Source organism: Nostoc mirabile CHAB5784 (assembly GCF_020829645.1).
GTDB classification, from domain to species: domain Bacteria; phylum Cyanobacteriota; class Cyanobacteriia; order Cyanobacteriales; family Nostocaceae; genus Nostoc; species Nostoc mirabile.
The window spans coordinates 62,175-80,152 of record NZ_JAIVFS010000007.1; the positions used below are offsets into that span (position 1 = coordinate 62,175).

At 42.9% G+C, this 17,978-nt stretch carries 12 protein-coding genes; 7 read left to right on the top strand and 5 right to left on the bottom strand.

What is annotated here, in order from left to right; all coding sequences use genetic code 11:
- Window positions 1-59 precede the first annotated feature (59 nt).
- Window positions 60-788, top strand: coding sequence for a Uma2 family endonuclease (locus LC653_RS07365; RefSeq protein WP_229493767.1), 729 nt, complete (start codon window positions 60-62; stop codon window positions 786-788).
- 62 nt (window positions 789-850) lie between these two features.
- On the opposite strand, the gene miaA is transcribed toward LC653_RS07365, so the two are convergent.
- Complete coding sequence (gene miaA / locus LC653_RS07370) at window positions 851-1,753, bottom strand: tRNA (adenosine(37)-N6)-dimethylallyltransferase MiaA (RefSeq protein ID WP_229493769.1); 903 nt, start codon at window positions 1,751-1,753, stop codon at window positions 851-853.
- Between the two features lie 371 nt (window positions 1,754-2,124).
- On the opposite strand from miaA, the gene gyrB reads away from it, so the two are divergent.
- The 3 genes from gyrB to rpoD all read left to right on the top strand — a co-directional run bounded on the left by gyrB (window position 2,125) and on the right by rpoD (window position 9,467).
- A complete protein-coding gene (gyrB, locus tag LC653_RS07375) occupies window positions 2,125-5,295 on the top strand; it encodes a DNA topoisomerase (ATP-hydrolyzing) subunit B (protein WP_443689852.1) in 3,171 nt (1,056 codons plus the stop codon).
- A gap of 252 nt (window positions 5,296-5,547) precedes the next feature.
- Window positions 5,548-6,156 carry a fasciclin domain-containing protein gene (locus LC653_RS07380; RefSeq protein WP_229493772.1) on the top strand — a complete coding sequence of 203 codons (609 nt, stop codon included), beginning with the start codon at window positions 5,548-5,550 and terminating at the stop codon, window positions 6,154-6,156.
- 2,141 nt (window positions 6,157-8,297) lie between these two features.
- A complete protein-coding gene (rpoD, locus tag LC653_RS07385) occupies window positions 8,298-9,467 on the top strand; it encodes an RNA polymerase sigma factor RpoD (protein WP_196525044.1) in 1,170 nt (389 codons plus the stop codon).
- Window positions 9,468-9,607: 140 nt separating this feature from the next.
- Here rpoD and LC653_RS07390 read toward each other — a convergent pair whose 3' ends face one another.
- The 3 genes from LC653_RS07390 to gyrA form a co-directional block, all read right to left on the bottom strand.
- Entirely contained in the window at window positions 9,608-9,793 is a 186-nt protein-coding gene (locus LC653_RS07390) for a CAB/ELIP/HLIP family chlorophyll-binding protein (protein ID WP_109009401.1), read from the bottom strand.
- 335 nt (window positions 9,794-10,128) lie between these two features.
- A complete protein-coding gene (locus LC653_RS07395; protein WP_229493774.1) occupies window positions 10,129-10,593 on the bottom strand; it encodes a GNAT family N-acetyltransferase in 465 nt (154 codons plus the stop codon).
- A gap of 9 nt (window positions 10,594-10,602) precedes the next feature.
- Window positions 10,603-13,143, bottom strand: coding sequence for a DNA gyrase subunit A (gene gyrA / locus LC653_RS07400; RefSeq protein ID WP_229493776.1), 2,541 nt, complete (start codon window positions 13,141-13,143; stop codon window positions 10,603-10,605).
- A gap of 325 nt (window positions 13,144-13,468) precedes the next feature.
- Between gyrA and LC653_RS07405 the strand changes: the two genes are divergently transcribed.
- Window positions 13,469-13,873, top strand: a complete 405-nt coding sequence (locus tag LC653_RS07405) for a response regulator (protein WP_229493777.1) — start codon at window positions 13,469-13,471, stop codon at window positions 13,871-13,873.
- Between the two features lie 456 nt (window positions 13,874-14,329).
- Here the strand turns inward: LC653_RS07405 and LC653_RS07410 are convergent, their stop codons facing one another.
- The gene (locus tag LC653_RS07410; RefSeq protein ID WP_229493779.1) at window positions 14,330-15,238 is read right to left on the bottom strand and encodes a tetratricopeptide repeat protein; all 909 of its coding nucleotides are present in this window, start codon (window positions 15,236-15,238) and stop codon (window positions 14,330-14,332) included.
- Between the two features lie 551 nt (window positions 15,239-15,789).
- On the opposite strand from LC653_RS07410, the gene LC653_RS07415 reads away from it, so the two are divergent.
- Together LC653_RS07415 and LC653_RS07420 are read left to right on the top strand one after the other, a co-directional pair.
- Window positions 15,790-16,032, top strand: coding sequence for a hypothetical protein (locus tag LC653_RS07415; protein ID WP_229493781.1), 243 nt, complete (start codon window positions 15,790-15,792; stop codon window positions 16,030-16,032).
- A 79-nt stretch (window positions 16,033-16,111) separates the two neighbouring features.
- The gene (locus LC653_RS07420) at window positions 16,112-17,677 is read left to right on the top strand and encodes an efflux RND transporter periplasmic adaptor subunit (RefSeq protein WP_229493783.1); all 1,566 of its coding nucleotides are present in this window, start codon (window positions 16,112-16,114) and stop codon (window positions 17,675-17,677) included.
- Window positions 17,678-17,978: the final 301 nt, after the last annotated feature.

Here is a 17,978-nt window from a genome sequence, read left to right on the forward strand (position 1 = left end):
GTTTTACTATGTGCAATCAATTAACCTAGAAATAACGCTCTTACATACTGGATAAAATCATGGTTCAGCAAGTTCTAATCAATGATGATGATTACTATGTGCCAGATGCCAACCAGCTAATCACTGAAGATGATACACCTGTGGACAATTTTGCATCTGCCAAACAACAACGTCTTTTAGTTAGCTCTCTTTACAGTTCCATACAGCAGCAGACTTTTTTGGCTGAGGCTAATGTCGGTATTTACTATACAGACGGTCAACCCGCAATTGTACCCGATGTTTTTCTCAGCTTAGATGTCCAAGTTCCTGAAAATTGGTGGAAAAAACAAAATCGTTGTTATATGGTTTGGCGTTTTGGCAAACCTCCAGAAGTCGTAATTGAAATTGTCTCTAATAAAGAAGGTGATGAACTTGGCAAAAAGCTGAAAATTTATGAACAAATGCGGGCTAGTTACTACATCGTATATGACCAGAATCAGCAATTAGGAGAAAAAGTCCTGCGCGTTTATGAACTCAGAGGAAGGCGCTACTTTGAAACTTCAGAAAATTGGTTAGAACAAGTTGGTTTAGGCGTAACTTTGTGGGAAGGTAAATTTGAAGACAGACAAGATACTTGGTTACGCTGGTGCTACCAAGATGGTAATGTTTTATCGACTGGAGATGAACACGCCGAACAGGAACGACAACGTGCCGAACAGGAACGACAACGTGCCGAACAAGCAGAACAACGCACCCAATTGCTAGCAGATAGGCTACGGGCTATGGGCGTAGATCCCGACACTATCTAGGACACTCAACTGTAAAGACGCAAAGTTTTTTTTGCGTCTTTGCATGAGCAAAAAAATTCTCACTAACTTGTGCGAATTATAAACTCATTTATCCGCTGCCAAACCTTCTCTAATAAATCAGGATCATCGGCATCAAACCATTCAATTTGTGGATATGCTCGAAACCAAGTGCGTTGTCGCTTGGCAAATTGTCGCGTATGCAAAATTGTTAATTCTTTCGCTTCTTCTAAGGAAATATCCCCAGCCAAATATTGCTTAATTTCTTGATAGCCCAAAGTATTCAACAAAGACAAATCAGCGCCATATTTTTGACAAAGATACTCCACCTCAGCAACCAAACCATTTGCTATCATTTGTTCAGTACGCTGTTGAATCCGAGCAAGCAACTTTTCAACATCGCAATCTAAACCAATTTGCAAAATTGGATAATTTGGTGGATTCTCCCCTTGTTGTTCTGAAATTGGATTCCCAGTAACATAATATACTTCTAATGCTCTTAAAGTTCGCACTAAATCATTGCGATGAATCTTTTGTGCAGCAACAGGGTCAACTTGTTGTAACATTGCATAGAGTTGTGGTTGACCGAGAGATTCAAGTTGCGATCGCAATTCCATCTGTGGTGCAACTCTCGGAATTTTCATCCCTTGGACAATGGAACGGATATATAAACCAGTGCCACCAACTAGAAACAGTGGTATAACACCAACAGAAGTAATTAAGGCTTGTGTTTGCTCCTGATAGTCTGCTACTGTCATCGTGTCTGTTGGATCGCAGATATCTATTAAATAGTGCGGCACCAATTTTTGTTCAGCTACAGTTGGTTTTGCCGTCCCAATATCAAACTCACGGTAAACTTGACGAGAATCAGCACTGAGAATTACAGAACCCAACCGTATCGCCAAAGCCAAAGCTAAACCCGATTTACCCGTTGCCGTCGCCCCACAAATTACAATTAATTTAGTCATTAGTCATTAGTCATTAGTCATTAGTCATTAGTCATTAGTCATTAGTCATTAGTCATTAGTCATTAGTCATTAGTCATTAGTCATTAAGCTATTCTCCCCCTGCCCCCTGCCCCCTGCCCCCTGCTCCCCCTGCCCCTCTGCCTCCCCGTGCCCCTCTTCCACGGTAGTGCAACCCCAGTATAAACTTCTCTTGAAAATGCCCTACAGACGCCAGCAAGGCTTTTGTGTTACAATTTTGGAGTGTTTTTACTTTTATTTGCCTTTAGGCGATTTCAACCCCACGCATCAGGAGAGTTTACATGACGAGCAGTTACAGTGCCGATCAGATTCAAGTTCTGGAAGGTCTGGAAGCCGTCCGCAAAAGACCAGGAATGTACATCGGTACCACTGGGCCGCGAGGACTCCACCATTTAGTTTACGAGGTGGTGGACAATTCAATTGATGAGGCTTTGGCGGGTCATTGCACTCATATAGAAGTGGATATCAACGCTGATGGTTCAGTAACTGTAACAGATGATGGTCGCGGTATTCCCGTCGATACTCACTCGCGCACCGGAAAATCGGCTTTGGAAACCGTAATGACGGTACTGCACGCCGGTGGTAAGTTTGGCGGCGGTGGTTACAAAGTTTCTGGAGGATTGCACGGGGTTGGTATTTCTGTTGTTAATGCCCTCTCTGAGGTTGTAGAAGTTACAGTTTGGCGAGATAAAAAGGTTCATCTCCAACGCTATGAACGCGGTATCCCGGTTAGTGAACTGCAAGTCAAGCCTTACAAAGAAGCTAGAACTGGAACTTCTGTCACCTTTAAGCCAGATACCCAAATCTTTACAACTAGCATTGAGTTTGATTACATCACTTTATCAGGTCGCTTACGGGAGTTGGCGTATCTGAATGCAGGTGTCAAAATTACCTTTACTGACCACCGTCTTGAATTACTAAAAAGCGATACACCTAAAGTAGAATCCTACAATTACAAGGGTGGTATTAAAGAATATATCGCTTACATGAACCGCGAGAAGCAGCCACTGCATGAAGAAATTATCTATGTGCAGGGGGAACGCAACAATGTACAAGTGGAAGTTTCTTTGCAGTGGTGTACTGATGCTTATACGGATAATGTTCTAGGTTTTGCCAACAATATTCGTACAGTAGATGGTGGTACGCACTTAGAAGGGTTGAAAGCAGTTCTGACTCGGACATTAAATGCGATCGCTCGCAAGCGCAATAAAATTAAAGAGAATGAACCTAACCTCAGTGGCGAACACGTCCGCGAAGGTTTGACTGCGGTAATTTCCGTTAAAGTTCCAGATCCAGAATTTGAAGGACAAACCAAAACCAAACTCGGTAACACTGAAGTTCGAGGGATTGTTGATTCTTTGGTAGGAGAAGTCCTCACCGAGTACTTAGAATTTCACCCGGCGATCGCAGACTCAATTTTAGATAAAGCTATCCAAGCTTTCAAAGCCGCAGAAGCAGCGCGTCATGCGCGGGAATTAGTCAGACGCAAATCCGTACTGGAATCTTCGCCATTACCTGGTAAATTGGCGGATTGTAGTTCTCGTGATCCCAGCGAATCTGAGATATTCATCGTGGAAGGGGACTCAGCCGGTGGATGTTACATTGGTAGTACGCTAGTAGCATTAGCTGATGGACGTAATCTTAGCCTTGAAGAAATTGTTACCGAACAGGCGATGGGAAAGGAGCATTTTTGCTACACAATCAGAGAAAGTGGGAATATTGGGATAGAAAGAATCATCAATGCCCGAATGACAAAGGCCAATGCCGAAGTCATCAAAATTACATTAGATAATGGGGAAACCCTAATCTGTACACCGGATCACCTACATATGTTGCGAGATGGCAGTTATAAGGCAGCAGAATTACTGACTCCAGAAGACTCGCTCATGCCTTTACATCGTCAGATATCGCAGAAGAATGAAGGGGGAACGGCACTTATTGGCTACGAAATGGTTTGGAATCCATTGAATGATAAGTGGATTTACACTCATTTGCTGGCAGATTTTTACAACCTTGAGCATGGTGTCTATAAGTCGTCAGATGGCAGCGATCACCATCATGTTGATTTCAACAAACTCAATAACAACCCGACAAACATCAAGCGGATGTATCGTGAAGTACACTTAAATCTGCATCGCCAACACCTGAAAAAAACATTACATCGACCAGATGTAATTGAAAAGAGCCGCCAAATTCATCAGAGTCAGGAATTTCGCGCCAAGATGAGCCAAAGAATGCAGCAGCCCCAAACGCGACAGATTTTGTCACAACAGGCTAAGATGCAATGGGCTTCGACAGCTTACAAAGCCTATATGACTGGCAAATGGCGCGAGTTTTATGACAATAACGAAACTTATCGTCAGCAAAACCGCGAACATCTTAATCAAGCACAGCAAAACTATTGGAATGATGAAACTAATTGTTTAGCTCAAGCTCAAAGAGTTAGCAATTATTTTGCTAATAATCCTGAGGTGCGTGAGACTTACTCAGTTCTAGCCAAGCAACAATGGCAAGATGAGGCTTTGTTGGCATGGCGGCGAGAAAAAACACAGGAACAATGGACGCCTGAATTCCGTACCAAACGCCACGCTGCTTTACAGCGAACCTACTATCGCAAAACTATTGCTGCTCTCAAGCAAATCGAAATTGAACAAGGTGCGCTTGAATTAGATGCTTATCAAGCTTACCGTCTACAGACACAAGACAAGTCTCTGTTAAAGTTCGATACGTTTTGTAAGCGCTACTTTGAAGATAATCAAGCTCTTGCTTGTGAAGCAGTTGCTAACTATAATCATCGCGTTGTTTCTATAGAACGCTTAGAAGAAAAGGTAGACGTTTACGACATCGAAGTTCCTCATACCCACAACTTTGCTTTGGCGAGTGGTGTATTTGTCCATAACAGCGCCAAACAAGGACGCGATCGCCGCACTCAAGCTATCTTGCCTCTACGTGGTAAAATTCTCAACATTGAAAAAACCGACGACGCGAAAATCTATAAAAATAACGAAGTTCAAGCGTTAATTACAGCCCTCGGTTTAGGTGTCAAAGGTGATGAATTCGATTCCACTCAACTGCGTTATCACCGCATAGTCATTATGACGGATGCTGACGTAGATGGGGCGCACATTCGGACTTTGTTGTTAACATTCTTCTATCGATATCAACGAGCGCTCATCGAACAAGGCTTTATTTATATTGCTTGTCCCCCACTGTTTAAAGTAGAACGGGGACGTAATCATGAGTACTGCTATAGCGATCGCGAAAAAAATCAAGCGATCGCCAAATTCCCTGCTAACGCCAACTATACCATCCAACGCTTCAAAGGTTTGGGTGAAATGATGCCACAACAACTCTGGGACACCACAATGAACCCAGAAACCCGCAAAATGAAGCAAGTCGAAATTGAGGACGCTGCCGAAGCCGATCGCATCTTCACAATTTTAATGGGCGATCGCGTCGCACCCAGACGAGAATTCATCGAAACCTATGGTTCTAAACTCAACTTCACCGATTTAGATATTTAATATCAATTCTCTGGCACGACTTCAATAATTTGTGACATTGGTAATGAGTGATACGTTTTCACCCATTACCTTTTTTATATCTAAAAATTGCTATAAAAACTATCTCTTTTGGCTGATGACAAATTAGTAAATGCGTAAATCTTTTGTATTAATATTTTTCTTACTACAAACTATGTCGTTAGATGAGTGACTATATCCATAAATTCAATAAGTATTGTTAATACCCTATTTCACTGGATTCTGCACAAAGCTATGAAAGCGAGCAAAGGCATAGTAGAAATATTGTTCAATATTATTGGCATAAGTAGCTTGATTGCTCTGTCTGCGTGCGCTCAACCTGTCGAAACTCCTACAGTAACTGTCCCTCCTATCACCCCAACTCCTACTGCCACCATTGCCACCCAAAATTTAGCAGAACTGGCAAAGTCAGCAGCCAGTCAGGGACAGTTTCAAACCCTTATCCGAGCAGTGCAAGCCGCAGGCTTAACTGAACAACTTTCTGCACCAGGCCCTTACACAATATTTGCACCTACTGACGCCGCTTTCTCTGCTTTACCAAAAACTACTTTAGACCAACTCTTACAGCCAGCAAACAAAAAACAATTAGTTAAGCTTCTGGCCTACCACGTTATACCTGGAGGAATTACCTCCCAACAATTGACATCTGGACAAGTTAAAACAATTGAGGGTAGCCCCGTTAAAATCACGGTTGATCGTGCCAGCAACTCTATCACAGTCAACAACGCTAAAGTGACTCAGCCAGACATCCCAGCTAGTAACGGCATCGTTCATATAGTTGACCAGGTACTTCTGCCACCTAATTTTCCCCCAAGTCTAAAAACCACCCCAACACCACGGTAGTTCAAGCATTGCTGATAGTTTCCAGTTTCCGCTAATAGTCTGTCAAGTCAAATTTGCTGGGTTCGTAGTAAGCACTTCAGTGCTTAAAAATCTAAATCTAGGACTAAAGTCCTTACTACGAACTTTTTCACCCCTCAAAATTAATGACATAAACCACTAGTAGTCTGTCCCATTAGTTCTGATAGGTAAATCAGTTTTAAATTTCTCTTCTTTACCTCTTATACTTCTCTGCGAGACGCTGCGCGAACGCGCTCTTTGCGTCCTTTGCGGTTCGTTTTTTTACCCTTCAAACTTCGCTTTACAGACTAGTAGTGGTTTGTCTCATTAAATTTGCTGGGTTCGTAGTAGGCACTGAAGTGCTTAAAAATCTAGTAGGACTTACGCAAAATATCTCTCAAACTCTGATTTCTCCGTGTACTCTGCGCCTAATAAGGTTCGTTATTCCGTAACTCTTGCGTAAGTCCTATCTAGGACTAAAGTCCTTACTACGAACTTGTTCACCCCTCAAAATTAATGAAACAGACCAGTAGTAGTCTGTAAAGCCAACTTTGCGGGGTTTATGCTAAGAAAACCAAGTTCTTTTCTCCCCCTGCCTCCCCTGCTTGCTTTCACCCTTCGTTTTTGGATTGGTCGAGTACTACGGCTAGATTTGAAAGCCATCCTGACTTTGAACTAGACGCTAACAATCAATAAAAAAATTAGGTTGCTTTACCACGCCAGTCGTAGGTCAGTGCGACATAACTACAAAAATTCTAAATTTTTCACTTAGTCAATAACCATATAATTTGCTTATTGTCAATATTTTACAAAAGTTCAATCTTATAGTGTTAGCTAAACTACCAACTTTATGGAAGTTTAGTTAAGATAATACTCTTTGCACTGACTGGCTGATTTATTTTGTCCACCAGCTAGAAACACATTTGTTATGCTTTAAGAAAATAACTCAATCTCATCTATCAAACAGCAATTAATAAGTATTTTGAGGATTTCTCATAATAAGATGACAGAAGCTTACCGAAATAAAAGTCTTTAAGTTTACAAAGTGCTTACGTAAATCAAGTTTGTAACCAAATCATCAGGCAATCTTCTAGGTTCTCCTTCTTCGAGGTAATGCCTACTGGAAGCGGACACCATCTGGCAGCAAACTTGTTAATATCTTCATGTACTGCCGTGGCGATCGCTATTGTATCGGATGTATCTAATGAACTTTTGCCTTAAATAAGACTATACTGGCGAGTTCGCAGGACAAATTCTTTTTGTATTGATTAAAATATCCTTGTATACAATAAGAAAAGTTTGTCAAGTTTCATAGGGCTGAAATCGCCACAGTGCGCTAACGTGTGAATAAGACCAAATTAGTTAAACCTAAATTGATCTGCTATCAGGTCGATTCTGCCAGAGCCTCAACTCCTCAGTTAAGGTAATTAGTACGCAGAAGGTTAACTGCTTTAAGGCAAACACCATCACCCTTGTTGTATTTACCCAAGGTCAAGAACCGCTTTAGTCTAAGGAATGCGTAATTTGTGAAGGAAATGTAAAAATGGGTAGATTAAGACGAATCGTTTGAGTTAACATAAAATTCACTCTTTCTAAGTAATTAATGTTGTGTAAAATACATGAAATTCGGCAAAAGCAAACGTACTTACTTTGTAATGTAATAAGAGGGTCACTGCAATTGGGAAAAGTGGAGAAAAATTTAAGGGTATAACTCCCGTTTTTAATGTCTTTTTGGTAATAGTGGCTAATAATTGCTTTAGAAGTTCATGATTAATACACAAAAAGAGTGCAATTTCTGTGAAACAGGCTACAATCGGAAGAGTCTTTCTAGGAAAATCTGCCAACAGTCTGAATTAATTAGTATAGAATGGCAAATTTTTTGATAAAGGCGAGTCTTTTTTTTGACCAGTTAGTTGAAAGCAGTGTGTAATAGCAACACACATAACATTTACTAAGATGAGCAAGTCACTTTTAGTAATCGCTTAAACTAAAGTAAAAAACCTCCGACCGGAGGTGTAAAACGTCCGAAAATATCTCTGGCAAATCTGCCAAAAAGCTTATTTTCGGTTGATGAATAGCTCGTTTAAAAGAGCAGTAAACACATCTTGAGTAATTGATTCTGCAAGGAGCATGAGGAACGCGGCATGAACCAGGCTAACAACGTACTCGAAAGCATATATCAGCCTGAACTAGAAATAATGAATCAGCCTGAGCTCGAGTTAGAAGAACTCTTAATAGACGATGAAGAGGACTTGCTGATCATCGATGAAGGTGACGAGGAATTTTTAGAGCCTCAGTCTGATGAGGACGACGCAAAGTCTGGAAAAGCCGCTAAATCGCGTCGTCGGACACAAAGCAAGAAGAAGCACTATACCGAAGATTCAATTCGGCTTTACTTGCAAGAGATTGGTAGAATTCGGCTGTTGCGGGCAGACGAAGAAATTGAATTGGCGCGGAAAATAGCCGATTTGCTGGAATTAGAGAGGGTGCGGGAAAGACTCTGTGAACAGTTAGATCGCGATCCTAGAGATAGTGAATGGGCAGAAGCAGTACAACTACCTTTGCCAGCTTTTCGTTATCGCCTCCATGTTGGTCGCAGGGCGAAAGACAAGATGGTGCAATCTAACCTCCGTCTTGTAGTTTCAATTGCCAAGAAGTACATGAATCGTGGTTTGTCGTTCCAAGACTTAATTCAGGAAGGCAGTCTCGGTTTGATTCGTGCCGCTGAAAAGTTTGACCACGAAAAAGGTTATAAGTTTTCTACATACGCTACATGGTGGATTCGTCAAGCAATTACCCGCGCGATCGCAGATCAATCCCGCACAATTCGCCTTCCAGTTCACCTTTACGAAACCATCTCTCGGATTAAGAAAACTACCAAGTTACTGTCTCAAGAAATGGGTCGCAAACCCACGGAAGAAGAAATCGCCACTCGCATGGAAATGACCATTGAGAAGTTGCGGTTTATTGCTAAATCCGCCCAGTTACCCATTTCACTAGAAACGCCCATTGGTAAAGAAGAAGATTCTCGATTGGGCGATTTTATTGAATCCGATGGTGAAACGCCAGAAGACCAAGTTTCCAAAAATCTTCTGCGCGAAGACCTTGAAAAAGTCCTCGACAGTCTAAGTCCTCGTGAACGCGATGTTCTCAGACTGCGTTACGGCTTGGATGATGGTCGGATGAAGACTCTTGAAGAAATCGGACAGATTTTCAACGTCACCCGCGAACGCATTCGTCAAATTGAAGCGAAAGCACTCCGCAAGTTACGCCACCCAAATCGTAACAGCGTTCTCAAAGAATATATTCGGTAGTCAATTAGTCATTAGTCATTGGTCATTAGTAAATAAACAAAGGACAAATGACAACTGACAAATGACAAAACAATAAAAAACCTGGTAGTGAATTAGCACTCCAGGTTTTTTTATTTATAGGTCATCTTAGATATTAAAACTTACAGGATGCCCCAAAAATGTAGAAAGCCTTGACCAGAAAAAAGCTCAACCAAAACGGCTGCCAAAAAGCCGATCATTGCCAAGCGACCGTTCCAAATTTCTGCTTGTGGGGTAAAGCCCCAGCGCCAAGCGTTGCGATCTTCAATTACAGGAGTAGTTACTTTTGTTGTGGTTGCATTTGTCATGGTTCGGACTCCAAGCTTTATTTTTAAGGTTTATTGCCTTATGTAAACTAATATAACAAATATTTTTATAAAGGCAACATTTTTTATACTTTTGTTTCCATACCTTGACATAAATAGAAATAGCTATTTATACATATAAAAACATCTGCCTTCAGTGAGATTTCCTGAGGTAGAAGAAATGTTATATAAATTTTTACTGTCATAAATAATATAGCTTATTGACAGTATTATTCAAGTAGATAACTTGTATTGCTTGATTTTATATGAGTTTGTTATTTTAAAATTAAAAAATATTTGATAATTTCTAGAGATATTTGGAGTCAAAAATACTTAGCTCAATACCAGACAATTTCCATTTCTTTTGAAGTTGAGACAAAACTAAGCTTCTCATAGATACGTTTACCATCCTCAGTGGCGTGAAGCCAGAGGCGTTTTGCCTCAGTTGCTCTGACAAAGCTGATAATTTCCTTTAAGAGTGCTGTAGCAATTCCCTGTCCTCGCCACATCGGAATTGTATAAACGTTCATAACGTAGGCTTCTAAGCCTGAAAGATTGCCGTTGTAGGGGGGTCGTTGAAAAAATACTAAGCCGCTAGTGGCAACAATTTGACTATCCACTTCAGCTACCCAAGCTAAAAACTCATTCTGCGGCATTTTTTCAGCAAAATACTTTCGAGTTGCTTCTGCTAGGTTTGCGGTGTCAGAGTTACCTTTTATATCGCCAGCCTCCCACAGGAGTTCGAGACGCAGTTGGATCAGCGCCTCTAAATCCCCCAAGTTGGCTTGTCGTAAGTTGAACATCACCCTAATTTACGATCGCACTTCGGCGACTGTGATGATTTTTTCATCACGGTTGAGTTGGAGGATGCTTTCACCTTTGACATCTTTACCTAAAATAGGCACTGTTTCCACAGGTATCCGCACTACCCGCTCCTTATTCGTCACTAAAGCTACCTCGCCAGATGCGTTGGCGTAGCCCGCCGTTCGCGTAGCGTCTCGTAGAGAAGGCATCGCTATAACCATACCAGCTAAGTTATCAGTTTTGCTGGCAAATTTCAGCGCTTGCGTGCCTAAATCGCCGCGATTAGCCGCTCTTAACTGGCTCGCAGGCATTCGTTTGGCATATCCTTCTTGAGTGACTAGCAGTAGCTGGTCATCTTTACCGACGGTGACACAGCCAACCATTTGCTGATTTTTCAATAACCGAAATGCTTGTAAACCCATCGCTGTGCGGCCCATGACCGGTAATTGTTCATCATTAACTGCAAAGCGCAACAGTCGCCCACCGGAACTAGCTAAAATCAGATGCTCCCCTGGTTTGGTGAACTGGGTAAATGACAATTCATCATCGTCTTTGAGCTTCAAAATCGTGATTCCGCGCCGAGTCAAGTTAGTAAATTCTCCCAGAGGCAGCCGCTTAATCCGTCCCTGTTTTGTTAGGAGAATCATCTGCTTAGTTTCGAGATTTTCCGGCAGCAAAAAGCGGCTGACTACAGCTTCTTGAGCACCTTGAGCAGTATTACTGAGCATGGTAATCAAAGGTTTTCCCCGTGGAGAACGTCCAGTGGTTGGGGGAATTTCTCCTACCTTCACAGGATAGACTTTGCCGCCACCAGTTAGTATTAGCAAGTCTTTTTCTGTGTCAGTTAAAACAGTTTGGATAATGAAGTCATTATCATGCAGACCATTTTCACCTTTTGACTTTTTCCCAGATGGCTGGGTGCGGCGCACATAACCCCGTTGGGTAAATTCTAAAACCGCTTCCTCTGCTGGTTCAGAAGATTTAAGTTCCTCTTCTTCCTCTACTCGTCCTCTTGTCCCCTTGTCCTCTTGTATCCTTGTGTCACTGCTGGTAGGCGCTAGCTTAGTACGCCGGGGATCGTTGTACTTGCGCTTGAGCGATCGCAAATCTTTTTTCAGTGCCTTGAGTAATTCTCGGCGATCGCTCAGTAATAGCTCCAACAATCTAATTTGTTCACTTATCTGCTCAAATTCCTGCTGCAAATTTTGCTGTTCTAAACTGGTGAGGCGACGCAACGGCATAGCCAAAATTGCATCTCCTTGTACCTCACTCAAATCTAGTCGGCTACAAAGGTTTATTTTTGCCGTACTTCCATCGGGAGCTTGCCGCAAAATTTCAATTACCTGATCCAAATTAGATAGTGCTTTGAGTAAACCTTCCACCAAATGCACACGACTTTGGGCTTTTTCCAACTCGTAATTGTAGCGACGGTTCAGCGTCTCTTCTCGGAAACTCAAAAACTCCTGCAATAGTTGACGCAAACTTAACTGGCGGGGTTGTCCATTTACTATTGCTAGGAGAATTGCCCCAAAAGTCATTTGCAAAGCAGTTTGATGATACAAATGCTGGAGAACTTCTTGGGGATTGGTATCGCGTTTTAGTTCAATTACCACCCGCATCCCTTCGCGATCGCTTTCATCCCGAAGATCAGAAATTCCTTGCAAGCGACCTTGATTTACTAAGTCCGCTACCTTCTCAATCCAGGCAGCCTTATTCACTTGATAAGGCAATTCTGTAATGATAATTGCCGTCCGTCGCTTGCTTCCCCTTGTGGCTGGAATTTCCTCCAGAGTCGCAACTCCCCGCAGCAGAATCCCACCTTTACCTGTGGTGTATGCTTCCCGAATTCCCGCCTCACCAATTATTTCTCCACCAGTAGGAAAGTCTGGCCCTGGAATTAACTCAAATAATTTTTCATCTGGCAAATCTGGATTGTCGATTAAGGCAATTAACCCATCGACAACTTCCCCCAAGTTATGGGGTGGTACATTCGTCGCCATTCCCACGGCAATACCAGAACAGCCATTGAGCAACAGAAACGGCAACTGAGCAGGTAACACCGTTGGTTCTTGCTGGGAATTATCGAAGTTCCCGACAAATTCCACAGTTTCTTCGCCAATTTCTGTCAGCATTCCCTCATGGCTGATGGGTGCGAGGCGCGTTTCTGTGTAACGCATCGCTGCTGGCGGGTCATTATCGACGCTGCCAAAGTTACCGTGTCCTGCCAGCAAGGGATAGCGGCTAGAAAAATCCTGTACCAGCCTGACTAAAGCATCGTAAACTGATTGGTCGCCGTGGGGATGGTATTTACCCAACACATCACCCACTACACGGGCACATTTTCGATAGGGTCTATCTGGTACTAAACCGAGTTCGTGCATGGCATATAAAATACGGCGATGCACTGGTTTTAAGCCATCACGCACGTCTGGTAGCGCTCGCCCGACAATCACGCTCATGGCATATTCTAGGTAAGACCGTTGCATCTCGGTATGCAGGGCTGTTGTAATTACCTGTCCCGTTGAGAGAAGGTTTAACTGTTTTGCCATGAGTTTTTTCCCTGAAATTTAACTACACTAAAGCCGTCGGAACTCAATATTGCAGCAACCACAGCATAACGGATGAAATGGGATTCCTAACAAAATATTGATAGTCATAAAAGAAAAAGCAGTAGTATCATCCTTGATGACAGGATGTACATTGACTATTAAAAAGGAAACAGATAGCAGATAGCTGTTTTAATCGAATGATAATCTGCTGCACACTTAATTTGTATTGACTCCATAGCCAGGATACTTGCCATGACTGCATTTTCTCATTTTAAATTTTCAATTGCCTAATCACCTTACCTCTACCTCTATAACTAAAAATCTCATGAAAACTGTTTTAATTGTCGAAGACGATCTAATTAATGCTCGTGTTTTTTCCAAAATTTTGTCCAAGCGTGGCGGCTTGGGTGTGAAACACACTGAAAATGTGGAAGAAGTAATAAAAATTGCCCAATCAGGAGAAGCCGACCTGATTTTGATGGATGTTTCTCTGTCTAGAAGTGTTTACCAAGGTAAATCTGTGGATGGAATCAAAATTACACAAATGTTAAAAGCTGATCCAAAAACAGCAAACTTACCCGTTATTTTGGTGACGGCACATGCTATGGAAGGCGATCGCGAAAACTTTCTCAAGCAAAGCGGCGCTGATGGTTACATTTCTAAGCCAGTTGTTGACCATCAACAGTTTGTTGACCAAATCATCGCACTTCTACCCACAGACGACCACTGAGAATTGACGACTTATTTCAGGAATACTCGCCCGCAAACATTTTTGGGCGACTAGTTCCGCAAGGCGGAAGTCAAAAGTCACACATGCTTTAATTTGGGCTTTCTGGATGTAATGAAATGGTAGGTTTATTTCCGCCGACCTGTACTAGTTCCTGTATCTAATCAGTTTAGTATAGATGTACTACGAAAAGGTGCAATTAGGCAAGTGGTAATAAGAGAGTTAGGAGTTAGGAGTTATGAGTGAGGAGTTAAATCAGTGAACAGGGAACAGTAAACAGTGATCGCGGTTTCAGTCAGGGATTTGACACTTCGGCAGACCTACGTGACCACCCGACTGAAACAGACCACTTGTTAGTTGTGGGGGACTCTGACTCCCAACGGACAAATTAACTGATAACTGTTGAAATATTTAACTCCCAACTCCTAACTCCTAACTTTTAACTCCCCACTCCCACTCCTATTGAGTAGGCTGTTGTCCAGGGGCTGATGATGAGTTTTCTCGTTGCTGTAGGGCTGCTTGAATACGAGGTAATTCTAAGAATTTTTTCGTATCAGACAGTAAGCGATCGCCCCAGAGATTTTCTTTGAGAAAATTCAAATTAGCATAGCGCGAATCGATGCGGAGTGCGGTTTCTCCCAAGCTTAATCCTTGTTGGCGTAAGCGTAGCTCGCCGGAGGCATCGCCTTTAGTATACAGTGCCACTGCCAAAGCCAACAAAGGTTCTGCGGCTTGCTTATCAAGGCTTACAGCAGATTGCCATCGCTTAATCGCTTCGGGGATATCACCCTGTTCGTAGTTGATTAAGCCAATATTGTTGAGCGCCGGCCAGAATTTTTTATCTTGAGAAACTGCTGTATTGTACTGTGTGATCGCATCTGGCAATCGACCCAGCAAATAGTAAGCATTACCCAAATTAAACAACCCCTCTGGATCATTGGGTTTTAACTTCAAACCGTCTTGGTAATTGACAACAGCTGCTTGGTAATTTTTCTGCTGAAAATTAGCTGAACCCAAAGCAAACAAAATATCACCATTTTTGGGGTTGATAGATTGCGCTTTTTTCAGGCTAGCGATCGCCCCGTCAAACTCTTTAGTTTGCAGTTGCAATCCACCTAAGAGCAACCAAACTTTATCATTCTTAGGAGCGAGTTGACTAGCCAGCCGCGCTCGTGGCAAAGCTAATTCAACCTGTTGAAACTGAGCCAGTTGAGCCGCTTCCTGTGCCAAGCTCAACCCCTGCTTCTCTAACTTTGTCGCATCTAGCTGCAATGTATGGGGTATTAACGCCTGCGCGTTAGCGGCTTTTGGCATACTCCATAAACTACAGACCATTAGAAAAGAAATCAAACGAACATGTTTAGGCACACTACCGCCTTTAAGCCACTAATCAAAGAATCTTTCAGCTAGCTTAAACGATCTGCGCTGTTGACGGTAGCAAAATCTTACAAAGAAAGGCACGAGGGAGTGGGGATGAGGGGCAGGGGGAGCAGGGGAGGCAGGGGAGACTTGGGGACAAGAGGTGAGAACTTGCAATAAGTCTTTCCCCTTGTCCCCAAATCCTCTTTCTCATGCCCAATACTTCGGCTTACCTCGGCAACTCTTGGAGACGCTATTCGCGTTCGCTCGGCACAAATCGCTCAGTACAAGTGCCCAATGCCCCATTCTCCACTCCCTACTCCCCACTCCCCACTCCCTATTAAAAAAACTTATGACTTTGGTCATACATCAGTCTGGAATTACTAATGACTTTGGTCATACATCGCTTTGGACGTTTTAAGCAATAATTAATATGTATGAATTTATACGAAGAGGTAAATATTAAACACCTTCATACCAAAACAAAAATAACTGTCTAAAGATTGCTGAATTCAAACCTCAGCAAAATATAACTTTAATGCAAATAAGGAATCAATTCCATGTTAAAAGCAAACCGGATATCGATAGTCTTAGCTGCTGCTGCCCTGATCATTGTTCCCACTCTCTTGACTGCGCCTGCAAGTGCCCAGACGAAAGTCTACGTTGTTGGCGATCGCAATAGACTTCCCAACGGGGATATTCTTCTTCCTAATCAGGAAATTGTTCCTGCTGGGAGATTAGTTAGAGTGCGTGATGATTACTTCAGACTTCCTAGTGGATTGGTACTGCAAATAAACCTTTAAAACACTAAAAACTCAAAATCATTGTCAGTATAAGGCTAGCAGGCTATAGTTTTAGCCGTTCTTTATAGACAAATCAGATATGAAAATTGATACAAATAAAACCGTAGATTCACCAGTTTTGGTTCCAGAGGTAAAGAAAAAAAAGGGGGGACATAATTGGCTCTCTTGGCTAATTGCTCTTTGCCTTTTGGGTGGAATTGGCTATGCCGTTTATTACCAAGTAACGGTTGCTCCCCGTCAACAAGCCAGCCGCCGGGTGCTGACACAGCCTGTAGAAAGGCAGAGTTTAACAATCACAGTTTCAGCGAACGGAACGGTGAAACCTGAGCGGTCAATCAACCTCAGCCCGAAAAATTCCGGCATCTTGAAAACACTGCTGGCGAAAGAAGGAGATATCGTCAAACAAGGACAGATTGTCGCTTACATGGATGATTCCAACCTGCGGGGGCAACTCACGTCTGCTCAAGGACAATTGGCACAAGCCGAGGCGAATCTGCAAAAAGCGATCGCAGGCAATCGCCCTCAAGATATTGCTCAAGCACAAGGAGTATTAGACGAAGCCCAGGCGAATCTGCAAAAGGTACAAGCAGGCAATCGCTCTCAAGATATTGCTGCTTCACAGGCACGCTTGCAAAGCACTCAAGCCGTCCTCCGCCAAGCAGAAGATAATTTTGTTCGTAATCAACAACTTTACAATGCAGGCGGTATTTCCCTTCAGACTCTTAACCAAAACCGTGCCGATCGCGACAGCGCCCAAGCTAATGTAAATGAAGCACAGCAAGCACTGGCTCTGCAAAAAGCCGGGTCACGTCCAGAAGACATCGAGCAAGCACAAGCTGTGGTGAAGCAAAGACAGCAAGCTTTGGCACTTCTAAAAGCCGGAACGCGCATTGAAGATATTGACGCAGCCCGCGCCCAGGTAACATCTGCTCGCGGTTCGCTGCAAAATATCCAAGCCCAAATCAATGACACAATTATTCGCGCACCTTTTGATGGTGTGGTGACAAAGAAGTTTGCTGATCCCGGCGCTTTCGTGACACCTACAACTGCCAGTAGTGAAGTAGCTTCTTCTTCTTCTTCTTCAATCTTGTCTCTAGCTTCAACAAATGAAGTTGTCGCAAATTTAGCGGAAACAAATATTTCCAAAATCCGCCTTGGTCAAAAAGTCTCGATTAAGGCAGATGCCTACCCAGGAAAAACCTTTGAAGGTAAAGTGAGCCAAATTGCTGCCCAAGCAATAGTAGAGCAAAACGTCACCAGTTTTGAAGTGAGAGTATCACTTTCAGACCCTCAAAGGCTACTGCGATCTGGGATGAATGCGGAAGTAGATTTTCAAGCCGGCCAAGTTCAAAATGTTTTAGTAGTGCCAACGGCCTCGGTGGTGCGGCAAGAAAATGCCACAGGTGTGTTTGTGGCAGGAAAGAATAACAGACCTGTATTTACTCCCATTGAGGCTGGTGTCAGCGCGAATAACTTTACCGAAGTTAAATCTGGATTGACAGGAAACGAAAGGGTATTGCTCAGTTTCCCACCAGGATCACGTCCGCAATCAACACCAAGAGGAGGAGTTTTCCCTGGTCTAGGAGGAGGCGGAGGCGGAGGTGGTCGTTCTGGTGGTGGTCGTCAAGGCGGTAGTTCCCCTTAAAGTTAGTTTTAAATCAATACGGTTTAGTTAAAAAGAGGCAAGGGAGCAGGGGGTATGGAACAGAAAGGGGAGTAAAAAGGCTCAACTGTCGAGCAAAAAGGCTCAACTGCCGAGCAAAAAGGCTCAACTGCCGAGTAAAAAGGCTCAACTGCCGAGTAAAAAGGCTCAACTGCCGAGTAAAAAGGTTCAACTGTCGAGTAAAAAGGTTCAACTGTCGAGTAAAAAGGTTCAACTGCCGAGTAAAAAGGCTCAACTGCCGAGTAAAAAGGTTCAACTGTCGAGTAAAAAGGTTCAACTTTTT